Genomic DNA, 18002 nt, shown 5'->3' on the forward strand with positions numbered 1-18002 from the left:
AGGAGGGCTCATCTGGATCAATAGGCTAGTTAACCCCTAGCTGTGTCAGCAGGGCTTGCCCTTTAGGAGAGAGTAGAGCGCCTAACAGGGTGAGGTTGATGATCATGGTTAGCCAGAGCACAACGCGAAAAGCACGCTTACTGGACTTGTGTCTCAGGTGCTGCTGGCCCAACATGGCCCCTGGCCATCCCCCGAGCAGAGAGAGTAGATGTAAACTGCTTTCCTGTACGCGCCAGTTACCTTTCTGGGCGGCGCTTTTATCCACGGCATAGGCCATATAGGTGATGAGACTCAAGATGGCGAAATAGAGCAGACTTGCCATTGGGAGTCGTTGCATCAGGGCAGCGAAAAAGAGGCCTATAAACAAGGCCATGGTGAGTAGCAGGCGCAGGGCAAACTTTATGCCGAGGGGGGAAGAGGAGTGCTTGTTCGATGTCCGCCTTGCCTTTGAAAGGATAAGTTCGGCGCAGGGACGACCTTGCTTGTCCTGACTAAGGTGATATTTGAGGGCCTGCCCCTTCTGTGGCACATGGCCTTTGAAGCTGCTGATGTGGACAAATACTTCGGCTCCTGAGCCATTAGGCTTGATAAAGCCATATCCCTTGTCGTCGTGCCATTGGCTTAAGGTGCCGGTAAAAATTTTGCTGCTCATGCGAGTTCCTTGCATCGAGTAAAGCCAGCATCTTACTGCATTGTTTGAGCAATGCACATCAGGGTCGATACAAATACTTAAGGCCGCATTTAGGCCCTACTTTGTCTGCACTTTGTCTGCACTTTGGTCGTGCTTTGGTCTTACTGCGGCCTTAAAGAATTGAGCTTATTTCTTGGGTGGCTTGAGGGAGATCCACAGCTTGATGTGGCCCTTGACCACCACCACATCGTTCTCATCCAGGGCAGTAACCTTGACCAGCATGTCACCCTCGACCCACTGCTCGGGCGTGACTTCGGCGATGCAGCGGATGTCGCTGCCGGCCTTGGCGGTATAGTCGACGCTCATACCCTTGGGGATCCAGCGCAGGTGGGCGGGAATTGACGCCTCGGCCATGGTGCCCATGGCCATCTCCAGACCATTACAGATGGCGATGACGTGCACTGTGCCTATGTGGTTCTGCACCGCCTTACGTTTTCGCACCAGTACCTGGCAGTAGTTGGGTCTCAGCTCTGTAACCAGGGGCTTAACGGTGGCGAAGTAGGGCGCCATGCGTGACACTATGAGGGAGAAAAACTTATGGCCTAGTGGCCACTTGGTCAGGCGGTGGTAGAGGGCCATCACTCTTGTCGGTTTGTTATTCATTGGCTTACTCGTCATTAAAATGCTTTGTCTGTTTTAAGAAAAAGCTTGTCTGGTCAGATGAGTTGTTAGACTAGCCGAATAACAAGTGGTTAACAATAGCGCCGTGATTTGGCCGCCTAAACCAAACTTCATTTTCCTTTGGCTGCGCCGGGCGCGTATAATCGAGCGCTAAGGCTTTTGGCTTAAAGAAAATCATTAACTTAAGGATCTTGAGTGAAATATCTGCTGACTTATTTCAAAGGGATGGCCATGGGGGCCGCCGATGTGGTGCCCGGCGTTTCCGGGGGCACCATTGCCTTCATCACGGGGATCCTCGACCCCCTGCTCAACAGCATACGTAAGGTTAACCCCAGCCTCATCGGCGTGATCCGCCAGCAGGGGCTGAAGGCTGCCTTTATGCATATCAACGGTCCCTTCCTGATCGCCGTGTTCGGCGGTATCCTCACCAGCATCTTTACCCTGGCCAAGCTGATCACCTATCTGCTGCATAGTCAGCCGATCCCCGTGTGGTCCTTCTTCTTCGGCCTCATCATCATCTCTGTGGTGCATATGCTCAAGCAGGTGAAGGGCTTCTCTGTGGGACGCCTGGCGCTGTTTGCCCTGGGCGTGGCATTTGCCTGGGGGATCACTGTGCTGCATCCTATCGATATGCAGATGACCTATCTGAATGTCTTCATCGGCGGCAGTATCGCCATCTGCGCCATGTTGCTGCCGGGGATCTCTGGCAGTTTCATCCTGCTGCTACTCGGCCTCTACACCTCAGTGCTGGGCGCCGCCAAGAGCCTGGATATCCCCGTGCTACTGACCTTCGCCAGCGGCTGCGTGGCGGGCTTGCTCTCATTCAGTCATCTGCTGTCGGCGCTGCTGCGTAAATACCATGATGCGACGCTGATCTTCCTCACCGGTTTGATGCTCGGCACCCTAGGTAAGATCTGGCCCTGGAAGCAGGTGCTCACCTGGCGTGAAAACTCGGCAGGCGAGCAGGTGCCTCTGCTGGAACAGAACCTATCGCCCATGAATTTTGAGCAACTGACCGGGCAACCAGCGCAGCTTGGGTTGGCCATCTGCGCCATGTTGGCGGGTATCACTCTGGTATGGGCACTGGAATATTTTGCTGGCGACAATGCTGCTAGCACTAAAAGTAAGAACATCGCTAAAAACTAGGTGTGGGGGCGAAAGATGAATAAGTGGATACTGCTGGTGGCGCTCGGTTTGAGCGCCTGTTCGACCGGGATAAACATGAGTGTGACGGCTGAGTCTGAGCCCCAAGGGGATCCGCTGGAGGTCAAAGACCCCATGTCACAGGATAATCAACGCATCATAGACGATGCCAAGGAAGATGGCCGCCTGGATCAGTACCTGAATCCGTAATCTGTGGCGGCCTCTGCTTAGGCTAGGTTTAGCTTAGGTTAGGTTTAGCTTAGAGCGGGCCTAGCCTGCCTGACGCGAATTATCGACGGTTTTCTTGTCGTAGTATTCGAACGGAAATTGGTTGCGGATGCGCTGTATGATGGCATCGCTGACGTTGGCCGACACATGCAGCCTGACGCTGCCGCTCTTCTCGGCGCGTACCACACAGGTCAGTTTCTCACTCTTGGCGATGGCTTTACATTCCCGCTGAAACTTCTCCGGGATCTTGCCCTTGTGGGAGATGAGACGGCCATCTTTAAAATGCATCTCAAAAAGGCTTAAGCCACGTTTGCCTGAGAAGATTAGCTTGTAGATCAGAAAGAGGCCCACCAGGATAAAGGCGATTTTCAATAGGGTTTCAGTCATAGTCACTCCTTAGCGTTATAGTTTGAAGATACTCCCGGCTAAGGGTTTTTCCTAGCGGCTTAGATCAAATTTTTAATAAACTGGCTATACTCTTCGAAGGAGTTTAATACGTTAAGGAAAACACTATGCACCTGTCTAATGCCCGCCGCTGGGAAAAACTTTGTCATCAGCAAGCCAATATTCTACAAGGGTTATCGCAAACCTTTCCCGAACGCGCGCAGGCGCATCAGGAGTTGGTGAATTACTGGCGCGCCCTAGGCGAGCGAGTCCGCCGGGGGGAGAGCCTGAAGCTGTAATGCTAGATATTGTCGAGTTTAGGAGTAGATTGTCCTTAAACTCGTAAATATACCCCTAATAAAAAACCGCCAATGAAGGCGGTTTTTTTTACAATCACTTGGTTGGGGAGGGCTGGGGGTTAGAAGGCGTAGCTGGCGGTGGCCAGAATGGTGCCTTCGTTTTTCCATGGACCGTCCTTGATCTCGTTGTCGCTGCTCAGGTTAGTGTCTAACCAGGCCAGCGACAGGCCGACACCGCCGATCTCGGTGGAGACGCCGATGGAGTAATCGACATAGTTCTCACCCCAGTCTAGGTCTGCCCCGTCGCCATAGCTGTAGCCCACGTGAGCATCTATGCTCCAGTTCTCGATAAACTCGTAGGAGTAGTTCAGCTCGCTGTAGTGCAGAGACACATCGGCGTTGGCGTAGTCGTTGGTGTACCACTGGGCGAAGTGGAAGTCGGCAAAGTAGAAGCCCAGTGAGGCCTCGAGATACTTAGTGCTCTCATCCTGTCCCGGATAGGTGTAGTAGGTCAGGGTGAAGTCATATTCCACCGCGTCGTCTTCGCCGAAGGCACCGGCGTAACCGGCATAGAAGTCGACTTCGACATCGGCATCATAACTTTCATCATCGACATTACTGCCCCAGGCACCGATGAAGAAACCACTTTCCATGCTGTAATCTATGCTGGCTTGAACGGCAAAGTCGCCTGCGGTTTGTGAGATACCGCGGAAGCGGTAATCGTTGGTGACGCCAATTTCTCCCGAGACTTCAGCCTGTGCCAAAGGTGTGATTAGCGCGGTTGCCAAGGTTAAGCCAGCTAGCTGGGCTATCCGTTTCTTATTAAATTTTTTATACACGGTGGTTTCTCCATTTCACTTGGTTGACACCGATCCGGGTAGCGAGCTATCCGGATCAGATTAAGCCAAACAACAGCTAGTTAGCTGAGACTACATGGCAATGATTTTAGGGCCTGTTGATCTTTCAAGTTTAATTTTTGTTCAATCTAAACGCGTTTTGCTCAAGGCGCGTGCTGTGTAGCATAGTAATTCTATGTAAATAGCATGCAACACTGGGCAAGGCGCGTTTAGATGAACCCGTTGGGCAGCGTTTGTAGGCTATTTTTACAGCGTTATCGCCCGTTTGTGTAGAACACTACACGGCACAGGCTCTGCCTTGTATAAATCACCTACAAACTGCTGCAAAAATAAATAGCAAAGTTCAACAGGCCCTAATTATTTTTGCTCAAATACGACGTAAATCTTGCGACACTCCTGCAGCACTCGCCATACGCCCTTAAAACCGGCGGGGATGACGAAGCGATCGCCCTTGCTGACCGTCAGGCTGTTGCCTGCTTCATCAATGATCTCGCTGCTGCCTGATAGGATCTCGCAGTATTCATGTTCGCTGTAGTTGACCTTCCAACTGCCGACCTGGCCCTGCCAGATCCCGGCGTGAAATTGATCGCAGGGGCTGGAGTAATGGTTCTCCAGTTGCTGCTTAGGCTCCCCGCTTAATACCTTTTCCGGTGCCACCTCATAGTGTTCCGTCTTAACCTTATGCTGGCCAAAGTTGATGATGGCATCAATAGTCTGTGTCATTTCTGCTCCAATTTACAGATAGACTTAAGGCGCAGCGAGGCGCCTTAAGCTTAGTTTATTTCATGGTCGGCATGACAAATTCAGCCTGACTACCCTTGCCCTTGGGCCAGCGGGCGGTGATCGCCTTACGCTTGGTGTAGAAGCGCACGCCGTCTGGGCCATGCATGTGCAGCGGGCCGAAGAGGGAGCGTTTCCAGCCGCCGAAGCTATGGAAGGCCATAGGCACTGGGATGGGCACATTGACCCCAACCATGCCAACCTGCACATGGTGGCAGAAGTGTCTCGCCGCCTCGCCGCTCTGGGTAAAGATGGCGGTGCCGTTCCCAAACTCGTGCTCATTGATCAGGGTCAGCGCCTCGGCATAATCCTTCACTCGGACGATGGCCAGCACAGGGCCGAAGATCTCTTCCTTGTAGATGGTCATCTCTGGGGTGACATGGTCAAACAGGCAGCCACCGAGGAAGTAGCCCTGCTCGTGATCGGCGACCGTGAGTTGACGGCCATCGGCCAGCAGGGTCGCCCCCTCGCTCACGCCTGTGTCCACATAGCCGCGCACTTTCGCGAGATGCTGCGCCGAGATCAGCGGTCCCATCTCCATCTCGCCTTCCAGGCCGTTACCGACCTTGAGCGCCTGGATCTGTGGCAGCAGTTTCTCTACCAAGGCATCACCCACATCGCCGACGGCCAGCACTACAGAGATCGCCATGCAACGCTCGCCAGCGCTGCCATAGGCGGCGCCCATCAGGGCGCTGACCGCCTGGTCGAGGTCCGCATCTGGCATCAACAGCATGTGGTTCTTTGCGCCACCTAACGCCTGTACACGTTTGCCGTGGGCCGCCGCCGTCTGGTAGATATACTCGGCGATCGGCGTGGAGCCGACGAAGCTCACCGCCTGAATGTCCTTGTGGGTCAGCAAGGTGTCGACCGCTTCCTTGTCGCCGTTGACCACGTTAAATACGCCGTCTGGCAGACCTGCTTCGGTGAGGAGTTCAGCCATGCGCATCACAGAGGTCGGATCCTTCTCCGACGGTTTCATGATAAAGGTATTGCCCGCAGCGATGGCGATGGGGAACATCCACATTGGCACCATCACAGGAAAGTTAAAGGGGGCGATGCCGGCTACTACGCCCAGGGATTGGTTGAGTGTCCAGGCATCAACGCCGCCACCGACCTGCTCTGTGTGCTCGCCCTTGAGCAGATGGGAGATGCCGCAGGCAAACTCCACCACCTCTAGGCCACGGATGATCTCGCCCTTAGCATCGTCGAGCACCTTGCCGTGTTCGCGGGTGATCATGGCGGCCAGCTCGTCCATGTTGGCTTCGACCAGTGCCTTAAACTTAAACAGAATGCGTGCGCGGTTAAGGGGGGTCATCTCAGACCAGGGGCCGTGGGCCTTCTTGGCCAGTTCGATGGCCGCATCCACCTCGAGCGCGCTGGCCAGGGAGACGTTGGCCTTGTGCTCGCCGGTGGCGGGTTCGAAGACGGCGGCGCTGCGGGCGCTGGGCTGTGTGTGCTGGCCGTTGATGTAGTGGTTTATCTGCTGCATAGCGCGTTATTTCCCTGCAAAAATCTCTAATGTGTCTTGGTTATTCTGGGTTAGCCAACTGTGGTGATGGCATCGCTTAGGGTGTTGACCATCTGATCTATCTGAGCCTCGTCGACGATCAGTGGCGGCGATAGGGCAATGGTGTCGGCCGTTGCCCTGACCAGGGTGCCGTTCTTGAAACAGGTCTCGAAGATGCCGAAGCCACGCTTGCCTATGCCTTTATCGCTCGGGCTAAACTGGATACCGGCTACCAGGCCTGTGTTACGAATGTCGATAAGGTTCGGCAGCCCCTTGAGGCTGTGGACAGCCTTTTCGAAGTAGCCTTCCAGCGACTTGGTGCGCTTGAACAACTGCTCTTCCTGATAGATATCTAAGGTGGCGATGGCGGCAGCTGCGGCTACCGGATGGCCCGAATAGGTGTAGCCATGGTAGAGCTCGATGGCGCCCTCTGGGGCATCCATGCTGGCATCATAGATGGCATCGTCGATCAACACGGCGCCCATGGGGATGGTGCCGTTGTTGAGCGCCTTGGCTGTGGTGATCATATCCGGTGTCACGCCCCAACGCTGGCTGGCGAAGGCGTCGCCCACACGGCCAAAGCCGGTGATCACCTCATCGAAGATCAATAGGATGCCGTACTTGCGGGTGATCTCTCTCAGACGCTTGAGATAGCCCTGAGGCGGTAGTATGACCCCGGCCGAACCCGACATGGGCTCGACGATCACCGCGGCGATATTCTCGGCGCCATGTAGGGTAACGAGCTGCTCCAGCACCTCGGCCTTCTCCGCGCCGGTTTCCGGCAAGCCCTTACAGAAGGCGTTTTGCTGGATATCCAAGGTGTGGGGCAGGTGATCGACTCCCTGCAGTAGCTGCTGGCTGAAGGTGCGGCGGTTACCGCCTATGCCACCGACCGAGATACCGCCGAAGCCGACGCCATGGTAGCCCAGCTCACGACCGATGAAACGGGTACGGGTCGCCTCACCACGGGCCCTGTGGTAGTTGAGGGCGATCTTCAGCGCCGTGTCGACCGACTCAGAGCCAGAGTTGGTGAAAAATACCTTGTTGATCCCTTTGGGAGCGATGGCGGCGAGACGCTCGGCCAGCTCGAAGGCCAGTGGGTGGCCCATCTGGAACGAGGGTGCATAGTCCATCTCGTGGATCTGTTTGCTGACCGCCTCGGAGATCGCCTTGCGACCGTGTCCGGCATTACAGCACCAGAGACCGGCAGTGCCGTCGAGTACGGGACGGCCGTTTACATCCTTGTAGTACATCCCCTCTGCCTGTGCGAGGAGGCGGGGACTTTGTTTAAACTGTCTATTGGCGGTAAAGGGCATCCAATAGTGTTCCAGCGTGCCTGTTGCTACCTGGTCAGCTTTATTAAAATCTTCCATATCATCTACCCTGGTTCTGTGTAATTGTTGTTTTATTGAGTGGTTGATATTCGCTATGCTATGTCAGAAATAATGAACATGAAAGCTTTTTGTTCATTATTTATAGCAAAAAATAACTTTTTGTAAAAAATATTGAAATTGATTGAGGGTTGAGCGTAATCTAGGGCAGGCACAGTCGCGCCAGAGAGGGCGTGGACGTGCATTAGCATTGACGCTAGAGCAATTATCACCCGTTAAGAGGTCAGAATGAGTACTCCACAAAATCGCGAACAATGGCAAGAGATGGCGGACAACCTGGTGATTCAGGGTCAGGCATTTATCAATGGCGAATACTGCGCCGCCGATTCGAATGACACCTTCGACTGTATCAGCCCTATCGATGGCAGGGTGCTGACCCAGGTGGCCAGTTGCGATCTGGTGGATGCCAACCGCGCCGTTGCCAATGCCCGCGAGGTGTTTGAGCGCGGTGACTGGTCACAGCTGCCGCCGGTAAAACGCAAGCAGGTGATGATTCGCTTCGCCGATCTGCTCGAGGCAAACAGGGACGAGCTGGCCCTGCTGGAAACCTTGGATATGGGTAAGCCTATCCGTTATTCCGGCGCCGTCGATGTGGCGGGCGCGGCTCGCGCCATACGCTGGTCGGGCGAGGCGGTAGACAAGATTTACGACGAAATTGCCCCAACGGCCCACAACGAGATCGGCATGATCACCCGCGAGCCGGTGGGTGTGGTGGCGGCTATCGTGCCCTGGAACTTCCCGCTCTTGATGGCCTGCTGGAAACTGGGCCCTGCGCTGGCCACAGGCAACAGCGTGGTGTTAAAGCCCTCGGAGAAGTCACCGCTGACTGCCATTCGCATGGCGCAGCTGGCGATAGAGGCGGGGATCCCTAAGGGGGTGCTTAACGTGCTGCCAGGATTCGGCCATACCGTGGGTAAGGCGCTGGCGCTGCACATGGATGTCGATACCCTGGTGTTTACCGGCTCGACCAAGATTGCCAAGCAGCTGATGATCTATGCCGGCGAATCCAACATGAAGCGTGTCTGGCTGGAGGCGGGGGGTAAGAGCCCGAACATCGTCTTCAACGACGCGCCGAACCTTAAAGAGGCGGCGATTGCCGCGGCCTCGGCCATCGCCTTCAATCAGGGTGAGGTCTGCACCGCGGGCTCGCGTCTGCTGGTGGAGTCGGGGGTGAAGGAAGAACTCATTAACCTTATCGAAGCCGAGATGCAGGCCTGGCAGCCGGGACACCCGCTGGATCCTGCCACTACCTGTGGCGCCGTGGTGGACCAGCAGCAGCTGGAGAATGTGCTGCGATATATTCGCGCCGGGGTGGCCGAAGGGGCGCAGCTGCGTCAAGGTGGTCAGCAGGTGCTGGCCGAGACCGGCGGTGTCTATGTGGCACCGACCATCTTTGCCAACGTGAAGAATGAGATGACCATCGCCAAGGAGGAGATCTTTGGCCCTGTGCTGTCGGTGATCACCTTCGATGGCATGGAGGAGGCGATTCGTATCGGTAACGATACCATCTACGGCCTGGCGGCCGGTGTCTGGACCTCTGATATCAGCAAGGCCCACAAGACGGCCAAGGCGCTGCGTAGTGGCATGGTGTGGATCAACCACTATGACGGTGGCGACATGACGGCGCCCTTTGGTGGCTATAAGCAGTCGGGTAACGGCCGCGACAAGTCACTGCATGCCTTCGACAAATATACCGAGATCAAGGCGACCTGGATCGCGCTCTAGGAAAGCCTTTCTGGGAAAGTCCCTGTCTTAGCGGCAAGAAACCCGCTTATACAAAACGCTTTAATCACAGCCCTTTAGCTATAAAGGGCTTTTTTTATGCCAGTTTGTTAGCAGGGTTAAAATAAGTCACTTGTCCTTGGCCCCTCCCATCGTATATTGTCTTTACAGATAAGCGTCATACTATTGATAAGAGGGGCGGGCAGATGCTGATTAGCCCCCACATTGGGAGTCACTATGGAATTGGAATACCCGTTAGTTACCACCGCCTGGCTTGAGGCGAATCTGTTTGAGGGGAATCTGGTGTTGCTCGACGCCAGTATGCAGAGTGTGGTGGGCAAGGAACCCATACTCTATGATGAGTTTGTCTGTATTCCCCGGTCACAAAAGTTTGATATCGAACAGGTATTTTGTGATACCACTTCATCGCAGCTCCACGCCATGCCGACCCCTGAGCAGTTTGAGCAAGGGGCTACGGCCCTAGGCATAGACAGAGACAGCCTGGTGGTGATCTACGATAATCAGGGGATCTACAGCGCGCCGCGCGCCTGGTGGATGTTTAAGCTGATGGGCCACGAGAATGTCTATGTGCTTGACGGTGGCCTGCCGCAGTGGCTCAGCGAGGAGCGCATGACCAGCGAGAGCTATCAGCCCACGGTAATAGATGAAGAGTCTGTACCCTATGTAGCAGATTTCCAGCCAGAGCTTATCTGTGACGCTAACTATGTGCTCGACTCCCTGGGAGGCGATAGTGTTGTCCTAGATGCGCGCGCTCCAGGGCGTTTTGCCGGCGAGGTCAGTGAGCCCAGACCCGGCGTGCGCAGCGGTCATATTCCCGGCTCGGTAAATCTGCCTTTTGGCGAGCTGCTGCGCGAACATCGGATGAAGCGGGTCGAGGACCTGCAGGCCATGTTTGAGCAGCTAGTGGGAGAGCAGGTGGGTGAGCAGGAAGCAGAGCGGATCTTCAGCTGCGGCTCAGGCATTACCGCCTGTATCCTGATCTTAGCCTCTGTGGCCTCGGGACATGACAAGGCGGTGCTCTATGATGGCTCCTGGGCCGACTGGGGCAGCAATGCCGATTTGCCTATTGAGCAAGGGGCGTAGTCGTTACTAACAGAAAAGGTGCCTAGGGCACCTTTTTTTATGCTGACTATTTTAGGCTTTAGGCTAAAACAGGTCTTTCAGCCTGTGATACAGCATGCCCGCCGCCAACATGGGGGAGCGGAATCTCGGCCCGCCAGGGAAGGTCATGTGTTGTACCCTGTCGAAAATATCGAACCTTTCGGCCTGAGCCGTCAAGGCTTCGCCGATAAGCCTGGCCGCCATATGGGTGGCATTGACACCGTGGCCGGCATAGGCCTGGGCGTAGAGGATGTTGGGGCAGTCCGGCAGACGGCCAATTTGCGGCAGGCGGTTGGCACCTATGCCTATCATGCCGCCCCATTCATATTCTATCTTCACCCCCTTGAGCTGGGGGAACACCTTCTCCAGGTTGGGGCGCAGCGCCGCGTCGATATCTTTGGGATCTTTACCCGAATAGGTGCACAGGCCGCCAAACAGTAGGCGATTGTCTTGGGAGAGGTGGAAATAGTCGAGATCGATACGCATGTCGGCGAAGGCCATGTTTTGTGGGATAATCTCATCGCACATCTCCTGGGACAAAGGCTCGGTGGCCAGCAAATAACTGCCGGCGGGCAGCACCTTACCACCTATGTAGCCGTTGAGTTCATGGCCGATATAGGCGTTACCGGCGAGTACCAGATAGCGGCAGTCGACGCGGCCATGCTCCGTATGTACGCAGGGGCGCTCGCCCTTGACGATTTTGGTGGCGGCGCTGTATTCGAACATCTTGACCCCCAGGCTGCGGGCCACCTTGGCCTCGCCCAGTGCCAGATTGAGGGGATGCAGATGGCCGCTGTTCATGTCGACCAGGGCGCCGCAGTAGAGATCTGAGCCGATCACCTCGCCAAGCTGGTGCTTCTCCAGCAGCTTAAAGCCCTCGCGTCCCTGGTGGAGCATCTCCTGATAGTCGGCGGCGAGTTCCTTCATGTGTCTGGGCTTGGTGGCGAGATCGCAGTAGCCCATCTGCAGGTTACAGTCGATATTGTGCTTGGCGACGCGGTTACGCACTATCTCAACCGCCTCGAAGCCCATCTGCTCGATGGCCGCGACGCCTTCTGAGCCTATCTCGTTGCGAAACTGTTCGACATTATGGCCTATGCCGCGGATCAGCTCGCCGCCGTTACGGCCCGACGCGCCCCAGCCGATCCGTTTCGCCTCCAGCAATACCACCTCGAAGCCTCTCTCGGCCAACTCGATGGCGGTGTTGATGCCGCTGAAACCGCCGCCGACGATGCAGACATCGGCGCTGATCCGCTCTGTGAGTTGCGGCAGTGCTTCCAGGGCATTGGCGGTGGCATGATAGAAAGAGTCGGGATATTGGTCACTGTGGACAGGGCGCTTGGTGGTCATTTGGGCTCCGAGTGAGGGTTTTATTCTTGTTATTCGACTAAATTGGCCAGAGTAAGTATACTTTTGACCCTTGAGTTGGTTATAATTCACACCTGTTGATTATATTTAACATGCTTTTTAGTTTGATACAAACTAGTATGGAAAATTGTTTCTTCCTGAGTCTTGTTGGATAGGAGATGTTTTTTGGATATAGGCGCAAATCTCAAAGCTGTTCGTAAAATGAAAGGGTTATCGCAACGCGAGTTGGCCAAGCGTGCCGGCGTGACCAACAGCACCATCTCCATGATCGAGAAGAACAGCGTCAGTCCTTCGGTGAGTTCCCTGAAGAAAGTGTTGTCGGGTTTGCCTATGTCACTGGTGGATTTCTTCTCTATCGAGGAGAGCATGCCTACCGAGCAGAAGGTGGTCTACCGCTCCGGCGAGCTGCTGGATATCGGCGATGGTAACCTGGACTACAAGTTGATCGGCAGAGACTACCCCAACCGCGCCATGTCTGTGATGAACGAGGTCTATCCACCTGGGTCGGATACCGGTGAAGAGATGCTGCAGCACGAGGGTGAAGAGGCGGCCATGGTGATCGAGGGTCAGCTGGAGATCACCATAGGCGATGAGGTCTATGTGCTGAGCGAGGGCGACAGCTACTACTTCAACAGCGAGCTGCCCCACAGATTCCGCAACCCCTTCGACAAGCCGTGTCGTATCGTCAGCGCCACCACACCGGCAAACTTCTAACTAAGCATTCCTGTTAGGCTGGGCGTCGCCCGGCCGCCAAACCCCTTCCGCTTTACTAAAACTCCTGTGACAGTGCCTGCGCCGCCGCGTGTGAGCTTTTTTCATGCCGTGAGGCTGAGTCACTCCTGCGTCTTTTTGTAAATAATTTTGTCCATTAAGGCCGCCGAGTCAAAATCTTAAGCGGACTTTTCTGTGGGAGCTGGTTCACAAAAGCCGTGAGCTTATTTTCGCCTATTTTTGGCTTTACATTAATTTTAATTGCCTTTTAATGTTGTTTTAATTGGGTTTTATTCTAATTGTTATTCTATTGTATATTTTGTTTTCAGCGGCCTATTGCCTCGTTCATTATTTCAGTGTAGTGTGTGAAAAAATGAACATTGATTGAAGTCTGTTCATTGCTATAACTATAAGAAGACGCAACAAAGCTAAAGGTGAACTATGTCCGATGAAGGACTTGCTGTTATCGGTGTCACGGCCTGTAATCAACAGATAGGCCTGCACCCATTCAATATCGTTGGCGAGAAATACCTGCTGGGTATTGCCGATGCCACCCAAGGCTGGCCCTTGGTGATCCCCGCGCTTGGCCATTGCCCGGCCGAGACGATATTGCCCAGACTAGATGGCCTGCTGTTCACCGGTTCGCCCTCCAATATCGAGCCCCACCACTACGACGGTGTGGCGAGTGACCCAGATACCCTACACGATCCCAAGCGCGACGCGACCAATCTGCCACTGCTGAAGGCGGCGATTGACGCCGGCGTGCCTGTGCTGGCCATCTGCCGGGGATTTCAGGAGATGAATGTGGTGTATGGCGGCAGCCTGCATCAGAAATTGCATGAAGTTGGCGATTATATTGAACACCGAGAAGACAAGACGGCAGACGTCGAGGTGCAATATGGCCTGTCTCATCCGTTGAAGATAGAACCGGGGGGATTGCTCCACGAGGCTTGGGGCCGCAATTTGGCAGAGGTGAACTCTGTGCACACTCAAGGTGTTGACCGTTTGGGTGTTGGATTGCGGCCAGAAGCCTATGCCCCCGATGGATTAATCGAGGCGTTTTCGGTCAAAGATGCGAAAAATTTTGCGCTGGGGGTGCAGTTCCACCCCGAATGGAAGGTATTAGAGAACCCTTTCTACCGCTCGATTTTTAGCGCCTTTAGTCAAGCCTGCCAAGCCAGAGCAGCTCAACGAAAGAGACAGTGAAGCATGAAGAAGTTAATCGATTATTTGAAAGCCAATAAGATCACCGAGGTCGAGTGTGTCATCAGCGATATGACGGGTATCGCCCGTGGCAAGATAGCACCGGTCGATAAGTTTATCGACGAGAAGGGGATGCGTATGCCCGAGAGTGTGTTGCTGCAGACCGTGACCGGCGACTATGTGGATGACGACCTGTATGACAGCCTGCTGGACAAGGCGGATATCGACTTCGTCTGTGTGCCCGATGAAAATGCAGTATTCATGTTGCCCTGGACGGTCGAAGCTACCGCCCAGGTGATCCACGACACCTTCGATAAGATGGGTAACCCGATAGAGTTGTCGCCTCGTAACCTGCTCAAGAAGGTGCTCAAGCTCTATGAAGATAAGGGCTGGAAGCCGGTAATTGCTCCCGAGATGGAGTTCTATCTGACCCATAGAAACTCAGATCCTGATATGCCATTGATTCCACCAGTGGGCCGCAGTGGCCGCAAGGAATCGGGCCGTCAGTCGTTTTCTATCGACGCCGCCAACGAGTATGACCCGCTGTTCGAAGATATGTATGACTGGTGCGAGGCCCAGGGACTGGATATCGATACCTTGATCCACGAAGAGGGCACGGCCCAGATGGAGATCAACTTCAGCCATGGTGATGCCCTGTCGCTGGCGGATCAGGTGTTTGTGTTTAAGCGTACCCTGCGTGAGGCGGCCCTCAAGCATGACGTTTGCGCCACCTTTATGGCTAAGCCAGTCACCGACGAGCCGGGCAGTGCCATGCATATTCACCAGAGTGTGGTGGATATCAAGACGGGCAAGAACATCTTTACCAATGAGGACGGCACGAAAAGTGCTAAGTTCCTGTGCTACATAGGCGGCCTGCAGAAGTATATTCCCGAGTTGTTACCTCTGATGGCCCCGAACGTCAACTCCTTCAGACGATTCCTGCCGGGCACTTCTGCGCCGGTGAATCTGGAGTGGGGCGATGAGAACCGCACCTGTGGTCTGCGGATCCCCGAGTCGTCACCCCAGAACCGTCGTATCGAGAACCGTATTGCCGGTGCCGATGCCAACAGCTACCTGGCCATCGCCGCCACGCTGTTGTGTGGTTACATGGGCATGGTGGAAGATGTGAAGCCATCGACGCCGGTACAGGGACGCGCCAACGAGAATCGTCAGGGGATCAGCCTGCCGCTGACTCTAGAAGAGGCGCTGGCGGTGATGTCGGAAAGTTCGGCGGTGAGGGAATATCTGGGTGATACCTTCACCACAGGTTATATCGCGGTGAAGCAGGCGGATCTGGAAAACTTCCGCCGGGTGATCAGCTCATGGGAACGTGAGTTCCTGCTGTTGACCGTTTAGCCACTCTGCACCAGTTTGGGGCAGGGCTGGCGACAATATGAAGCAAGATTGCCGGGGAATTAACCCCCTGGTTGAGTCATGGGTAACTAACCGGTGTAATTAGATATAAATTCATATTGATGGTGAAATTATTCGATTTTACACTAGCGATGAATGTTAAACAGGTTCGATGCAGTTGTAAGCTGTAGCATTGGCAATAATAACAATGAAAGCCGTCACAAGCGGCAATGCAATGGCAGTAATCATCAGACTACTGGCAAGCTAACAAGGAGATAGCATGAAGCTTTTAAAGAAAATGACAACACTCGCTCTGGTCACCGCCGGAGTATTTGCAAGCTCTGTCGCCAGTGCTGAAGAGGTGGTTAGGGTCTATAACTGGTCTGATTATATTGCCGAAGATACCTTGGCTAATTTCGAGAAAGAGACGGGCATCAAGGTGATCTACGATGTGTTCGATAGCAACGAAGTGGTCGAGGCCAAGCTGCTATCGGGTCGTTCAGGCTATGATATCGTGGTGCCGTCAAACAACTTCCTGGCTAAGCAGATCAAGGCGGGCGCCTTCCAGAAGTTGGATCAGTCACAGCTGACCAACCACAAGAACCTTAATCCTGAGCTGATGAAGCAGCTTGAAACCGCAGACCCGCGTAACGAGCACGCGGTGCCGTATCTGTGGGGCACTACAGGTATCGGATACAACGAGGCCAAGGTGAAGCAGGTATTGGGTGAAGATGCGCCGGTCGACTCTTTAGAGCTGATTTTCAATCCTAAGTATGCCGAGAAGATTGCTAAGTGTGGCTTCTCGCTGCTGGACAGCGCCGACGAGATGCTGCCGATGGCGATGATCTACCTGGGGCTGGATCCTAACAGCACTAAGAGTGAAGACTACGCCAAGGCGGGCGAGGTGATGGCGAAGATCCGTCCCTTCGTGACCTATTTCCACTCATCACGTTACATTACCGATCTGGCCAATGGCGACATCTGTGTGGCATTCGGTTATTCGGGTGACGTCTTCCAGGCCGCCGCGCGCGCCGAAGAGGCTGAGAATGGTCAGGTGATCGGCTATGCCATCCCGAAAGAGGGCTCTAACCTTTGGTTCGATATGTTGGCAATCCCTGCCGATGCCAAGAACGTGAAGAACGCTCACACCTTTATCAACTACCTGCTACGTCCAGAGGTGATTGCCCCTATCACCAACTATGTGGCGTACGCTAACCCTAACGTGCCGGCCCAGGAGCTGGTGGAAGAAGAGATCCGTAACGATGCGGCTATCTATCCAACCCCTGAAGTGCTGTCACGCCTGTATGTGGCCGATGTACGTCCGATGAAGGCCCAGCGCGCCATGACTCGCGTATGGACCAAAGTCAAATCTGGCATGTAATGCCTACACCCGAGGGCAAGTTCGCTTGCCCTCAATTTCTTAGATCATCTTAACTATTGCAGTAGGTGCCTTAGCGGTGCTTTTTGTGGAGAAGTATTATGGCTAGCAATTCGGGCGTCACCAACAAACCGACAACAAAGACGCAAGGAGAGGTGTTGCTGAAGATAGAGAGAGTCAGCAAGCTATTTGACGATGTTCGTGCAGTGGACGACGTCTCGCTAAATATTAATCGTGGGGAAATTTTTGCACTGCTTGGCGGTTCAGGTTCGGGGAAATCGACGCTGCTTCGCATGCTGGCCGGCTTTGAGAAGCCGACTGAGGGACGCATCTATCTCGATGGGCAAGACATTACCGACATGCCGCCCTATGAGCGTCCTATTAATATGATGTTCCAATCTTACGCCCTGTTTCCACACATGACGGTGGCGCAGAATATCGCCTTCGGCCTCAAGCAGGACAAGATGCCCAAGGCCGAGATTGAGCAGCGGGTGAAAGAGATGCTCAAGCTGGTTCACATGGAGCCTTACGCCAAGCGCAAGCCGAACCAACTCTCAGGCGGTCAGCGCCAACGTGTGGCCCTGGCCCGTTCGCTGGCCAAGCGTCCAAAGCTTTTGCTACTCGACGAGCCCATGGGGGCGCTGGATAAGAAACTCCGTACTCAGATGCAGCTCGAGGTGGTGGACATTCTCGAGGCGGTTGGGGTGACCTGTGTGATGGTAACCCATGACCAGGAAGAGGCCATGACCATGGCCGAGCGTATCGCCATCATGAACGATGGCTGGATCGCCCAAACCGGTTCGCCAATGGATATCTACGAGAGCCCGGCTAACCGCATGGTGGCAGAGTTTATCGGCAGCGTTAACCTGTTCGAGGGCGACATTGTCGAGGATGAGGTGGACCACGTGGTGATCAATGTGGCCAACATTCCTCAGCCCTTCTACGTGGGTTACGGGGTGTCGACCAGTGTGGATACTACCCAGGTGTGGGTGGCGATTCGTCCCGAGAAGACCCATATCAGCCGCGAGCAGCCAGAGGATGCGCGCAACTGGTGCGCCGGTAAGGTGGAAGATATCGCCTATCTGGGCGGCATCTCGGTTTACTACATTCGCCTGTGTAATGGACAGCTCATTCAATCTGTGATGACCAACAGTGACCGCCGCGCCGACTCGCCCACCTGGGAAGAGGATGTCTTCGTCAGTTGGGAAGCGACCAGTGCCGTTGTACTGAGATCTTAACGGGGG

18 protein-coding genes are annotated in these 18002 nt (G+C 54.5%); 10 read left to right on the forward strand and 8 right to left on the reverse strand.

Going from position 1 to position 18002, the window contains the following annotated elements; translation table 11 throughout:
• Positions 1 to 25 precede the first annotated feature (25 nt).
• Positions 26 to 652: a DUF1294 domain-containing protein gene (locus tag AYI87_RS07560; RefSeq protein ID WP_186300583.1), complete on the reverse strand. Its 627-nt coding sequence runs from the start codon at positions 650 to 652 to the stop codon at positions 26 to 28.
• A 165-nt stretch (positions 653 to 817) separates the two neighbouring features.
• On the reverse strand, positions 818 to 1294 hold the full coding sequence (locus AYI87_RS07565; RefSeq protein ID WP_144200973.1) for a hotdog fold domain-containing protein: 477 nt from the start codon (positions 1292 to 1294) through the stop codon (positions 818 to 820).
• 213 nt (positions 1295 to 1507) lie between these two features.
• Between AYI87_RS07565 and AYI87_RS07570 the strand changes: the two genes are divergently transcribed.
• Together AYI87_RS07570 and AYI87_RS07575 are read left to right on the forward strand one after the other, a co-directional pair.
• Positions 1508 to 2458, forward strand: coding sequence for a DUF368 domain-containing protein (locus tag AYI87_RS07570; RefSeq protein WP_144200975.1), 951 nt, complete (start codon positions 1508 to 1510; stop codon positions 2456 to 2458).
• Between the two features lie 15 nt (positions 2459 to 2473).
• Entirely contained in the window at positions 2474 to 2665 is a 192-nt protein-coding gene (locus AYI87_RS07575; RefSeq protein ID WP_144200977.1) for a hypothetical protein, read from the forward strand.
• 60 nt (positions 2666 to 2725) lie between these two features.
• On the opposite strand, the gene AYI87_RS07580 is transcribed toward AYI87_RS07575, so the two are convergent.
• Positions 2726 to 3070 (reverse strand): DUF3634 family protein, encoded by a 345-nt coding sequence (locus tag AYI87_RS07580; RefSeq protein ID WP_011864766.1) that lies wholly within the window; start codon positions 3068 to 3070, stop codon positions 2726 to 2728.
• Between the two features lie 125 nt (positions 3071 to 3195).
• Between AYI87_RS07580 and AYI87_RS21195 the strand changes: the two genes are divergently transcribed.
• Positions 3196 to 3366, forward strand: coding sequence for a hypothetical protein (locus tag AYI87_RS21195; protein ID WP_186300584.1), 171 nt, complete (start codon positions 3196 to 3198; stop codon positions 3364 to 3366).
• A 119-nt stretch (positions 3367 to 3485) separates the two neighbouring features.
• Here the strand turns inward: AYI87_RS21195 and AYI87_RS07585 are convergent, their stop codons facing one another.
• From AYI87_RS07585 to AYI87_RS07600, 4 genes are all read right to left on the reverse strand, one after another.
• A complete protein-coding gene (locus tag AYI87_RS07585; protein ID WP_144200979.1) occupies positions 3486 to 4205 on the reverse strand; it encodes a TorF family putative porin in 720 nt (239 codons plus the stop codon).
• Positions 4206 to 4580: 375 nt separating this feature from the next.
• Positions 4581 to 4946, reverse strand: coding sequence for a cupin domain-containing protein (locus AYI87_RS07590; RefSeq protein WP_011864769.1), 366 nt, complete (start codon positions 4944 to 4946; stop codon positions 4581 to 4583).
• A gap of 55 nt (positions 4947 to 5001) precedes the next feature.
• Positions 5002 to 6492: a CoA-acylating methylmalonate-semialdehyde dehydrogenase gene (locus tag AYI87_RS07595; RefSeq protein ID WP_144200980.1), complete on the reverse strand. Its 1491-nt coding sequence runs from the start codon at positions 6490 to 6492 to the stop codon at positions 5002 to 5004.
• 50 nt (positions 6493 to 6542) lie between these two features.
• On the reverse strand, positions 6543 to 7883 hold the full coding sequence (locus AYI87_RS07600) for an aspartate aminotransferase family protein (RefSeq protein ID WP_144200982.1): 1341 nt from the start codon (positions 7881 to 7883) through the stop codon (positions 6543 to 6545).
• Between the two features lie 246 nt (positions 7884 to 8129).
• Here AYI87_RS07600 and AYI87_RS07605 point away from each other — a divergent pair, with 246 nt between their 5' ends.
• Positions 8130 to 9626, forward strand: coding sequence for an aldehyde dehydrogenase (locus AYI87_RS07605; RefSeq protein ID WP_144200984.1), 1497 nt, complete (start codon positions 8130 to 8132; stop codon positions 9624 to 9626).
• A gap of 240 nt (positions 9627 to 9866) precedes the next feature.
• A complete protein-coding gene (locus AYI87_RS07610; RefSeq protein ID WP_186300591.1) occupies positions 9867 to 10727 on the forward strand; it encodes a sulfurtransferase in 861 nt (286 codons plus the stop codon).
• A gap of 63 nt (positions 10728 to 10790) precedes the next feature.
• Here the strand turns inward: AYI87_RS07610 and AYI87_RS07615 are convergent, their stop codons facing one another.
• Complete coding sequence (locus AYI87_RS07615) at positions 10791 to 12095, reverse strand: NAD(P)/FAD-dependent oxidoreductase (protein WP_144200988.1); 1305 nt, start codon at positions 12093 to 12095, stop codon at positions 10791 to 10793.
• 183 nt (positions 12096 to 12278) lie between these two features.
• On the opposite strand from AYI87_RS07615, the gene AYI87_RS07620 reads away from it, so the two are divergent.
• From AYI87_RS07620 to potA, 5 genes are all read left to right on the forward strand, one after another.
• Entirely contained in the window at positions 12279 to 12827 is a 549-nt protein-coding gene (locus AYI87_RS07620; protein WP_011864775.1) for a cupin domain-containing protein, read from the forward strand.
• A gap of 438 nt (positions 12828 to 13265) precedes the next feature.
• Positions 13266 to 14030, forward strand: coding sequence for a gamma-glutamyl-gamma-aminobutyrate hydrolase family protein (locus AYI87_RS07625; RefSeq protein ID WP_144200989.1), 765 nt, complete (start codon positions 13266 to 13268; stop codon positions 14028 to 14030).
• Between the two features lie 3 nt (positions 14031 to 14033).
• Positions 14034 to 15383 carry a glutamine synthetase family protein gene (locus AYI87_RS07630; RefSeq protein WP_144200991.1) on the forward strand — a complete coding sequence of 450 codons (1350 nt, stop codon included), beginning with the start codon at positions 14034 to 14036 and terminating at the stop codon, positions 15381 to 15383.
• 277 nt (positions 15384 to 15660) lie between these two features.
• Complete coding sequence (locus AYI87_RS07635) at positions 15661 to 16761, forward strand: polyamine ABC transporter substrate-binding protein (protein WP_144200993.1); 1101 nt, start codon at positions 15661 to 15663, stop codon at positions 16759 to 16761.
• Positions 16762 to 16859: 98 nt separating this feature from the next.
• Complete coding sequence (gene potA, locus AYI87_RS07640) at positions 16860 to 17996, forward strand: polyamine ABC transporter ATP-binding protein (protein WP_011864779.1); 1137 nt, start codon at positions 16860 to 16862, stop codon at positions 17994 to 17996.
• The last annotated feature ends 6 nt before the right edge of the window (positions 17997 to 18002 follow it).

Origin of the sequence: Shewanella sp. KCT (assembly GCF_007636505.1) — a bacterium.
GTDB lineage: Bacteria > Pseudomonadota > Gammaproteobacteria > Enterobacterales > Shewanellaceae > Shewanella > Shewanella halotolerans.

Coding starts and splice junctions, on each gene's coding strand:
- AYI87_RS07560 (WP_186300583.1), bottom strand. CDS start 652: ATGAGCAGCAAAATTTTTACCGGCACCTTAAGCCAATGGCACGACGAC.
- AYI87_RS07565 (WP_144200973.1), bottom strand. CDS start 1,294: ATGAATAACAAACCGACAAGAGTGATGGCCCTCTACCACCGCCTGACC.
- AYI87_RS07575 (WP_144200977.1), top strand. CDS start 2,474: ATGAATAAGTGGATACTGCTGGTGGCGCTCGGTTTGAGCGCCTGTTCG.
- AYI87_RS07580 (WP_011864766.1), bottom strand. CDS start 3,070: ATGACTGAAACCCTATTGAAAATCGCCTTTATCCTGGTGGGCCTCTTT.
- AYI87_RS21195 (WP_186300584.1), top strand. CDS start 3,196: ATGCACCTGTCTAATGCCCGCCGCTGGGAAAAACTTTGTCATCAGCAA.
- AYI87_RS07590 (WP_011864769.1), bottom strand. CDS start 4,946: ATGACACAGACTATTGATGCCATCATCAACTTTGGCCAGCATAAGGTT.
- AYI87_RS07595 (WP_144200980.1), bottom strand. CDS start 6,492: ATGCAGCAGATAAACCACTACATCAACGGCCAGCACACACAGCCCAGC.
- AYI87_RS07600 (WP_144200982.1), bottom strand. CDS start 7,883: ATGGAAGATTTTAATAAAGCTGACCAGGTAGCAACAGGCACGCTGGAA.
- AYI87_RS07605 (WP_144200984.1), top strand. CDS start 8,130: ATGAGTACTCCACAAAATCGCGAACAATGGCAAGAGATGGCGGACAAC.
- AYI87_RS07615 (WP_144200988.1), bottom strand. CDS start 12,095: ATGACCACCAAGCGCCCTGTCCACAGTGACCAATATCCCGACTCTTTC.
- AYI87_RS07625 (WP_144200989.1), top strand. CDS start 13,266: ATGTCCGATGAAGGACTTGCTGTTATCGGTGTCACGGCCTGTAATCAA.
- AYI87_RS07630 (WP_144200991.1), top strand. CDS start 14,034: ATGAAGAAGTTAATCGATTATTTGAAAGCCAATAAGATCACCGAGGTC.
- AYI87_RS07635 (WP_144200993.1), top strand. CDS start 15,661: ATGAAGCTTTTAAAGAAAATGACAACACTCGCTCTGGTCACCGCCGGA.
- potA (WP_011864779.1), top strand. CDS start 16,860: ATGGCTAGCAATTCGGGCGTCACCAACAAACCGACAACAAAGACGCAA.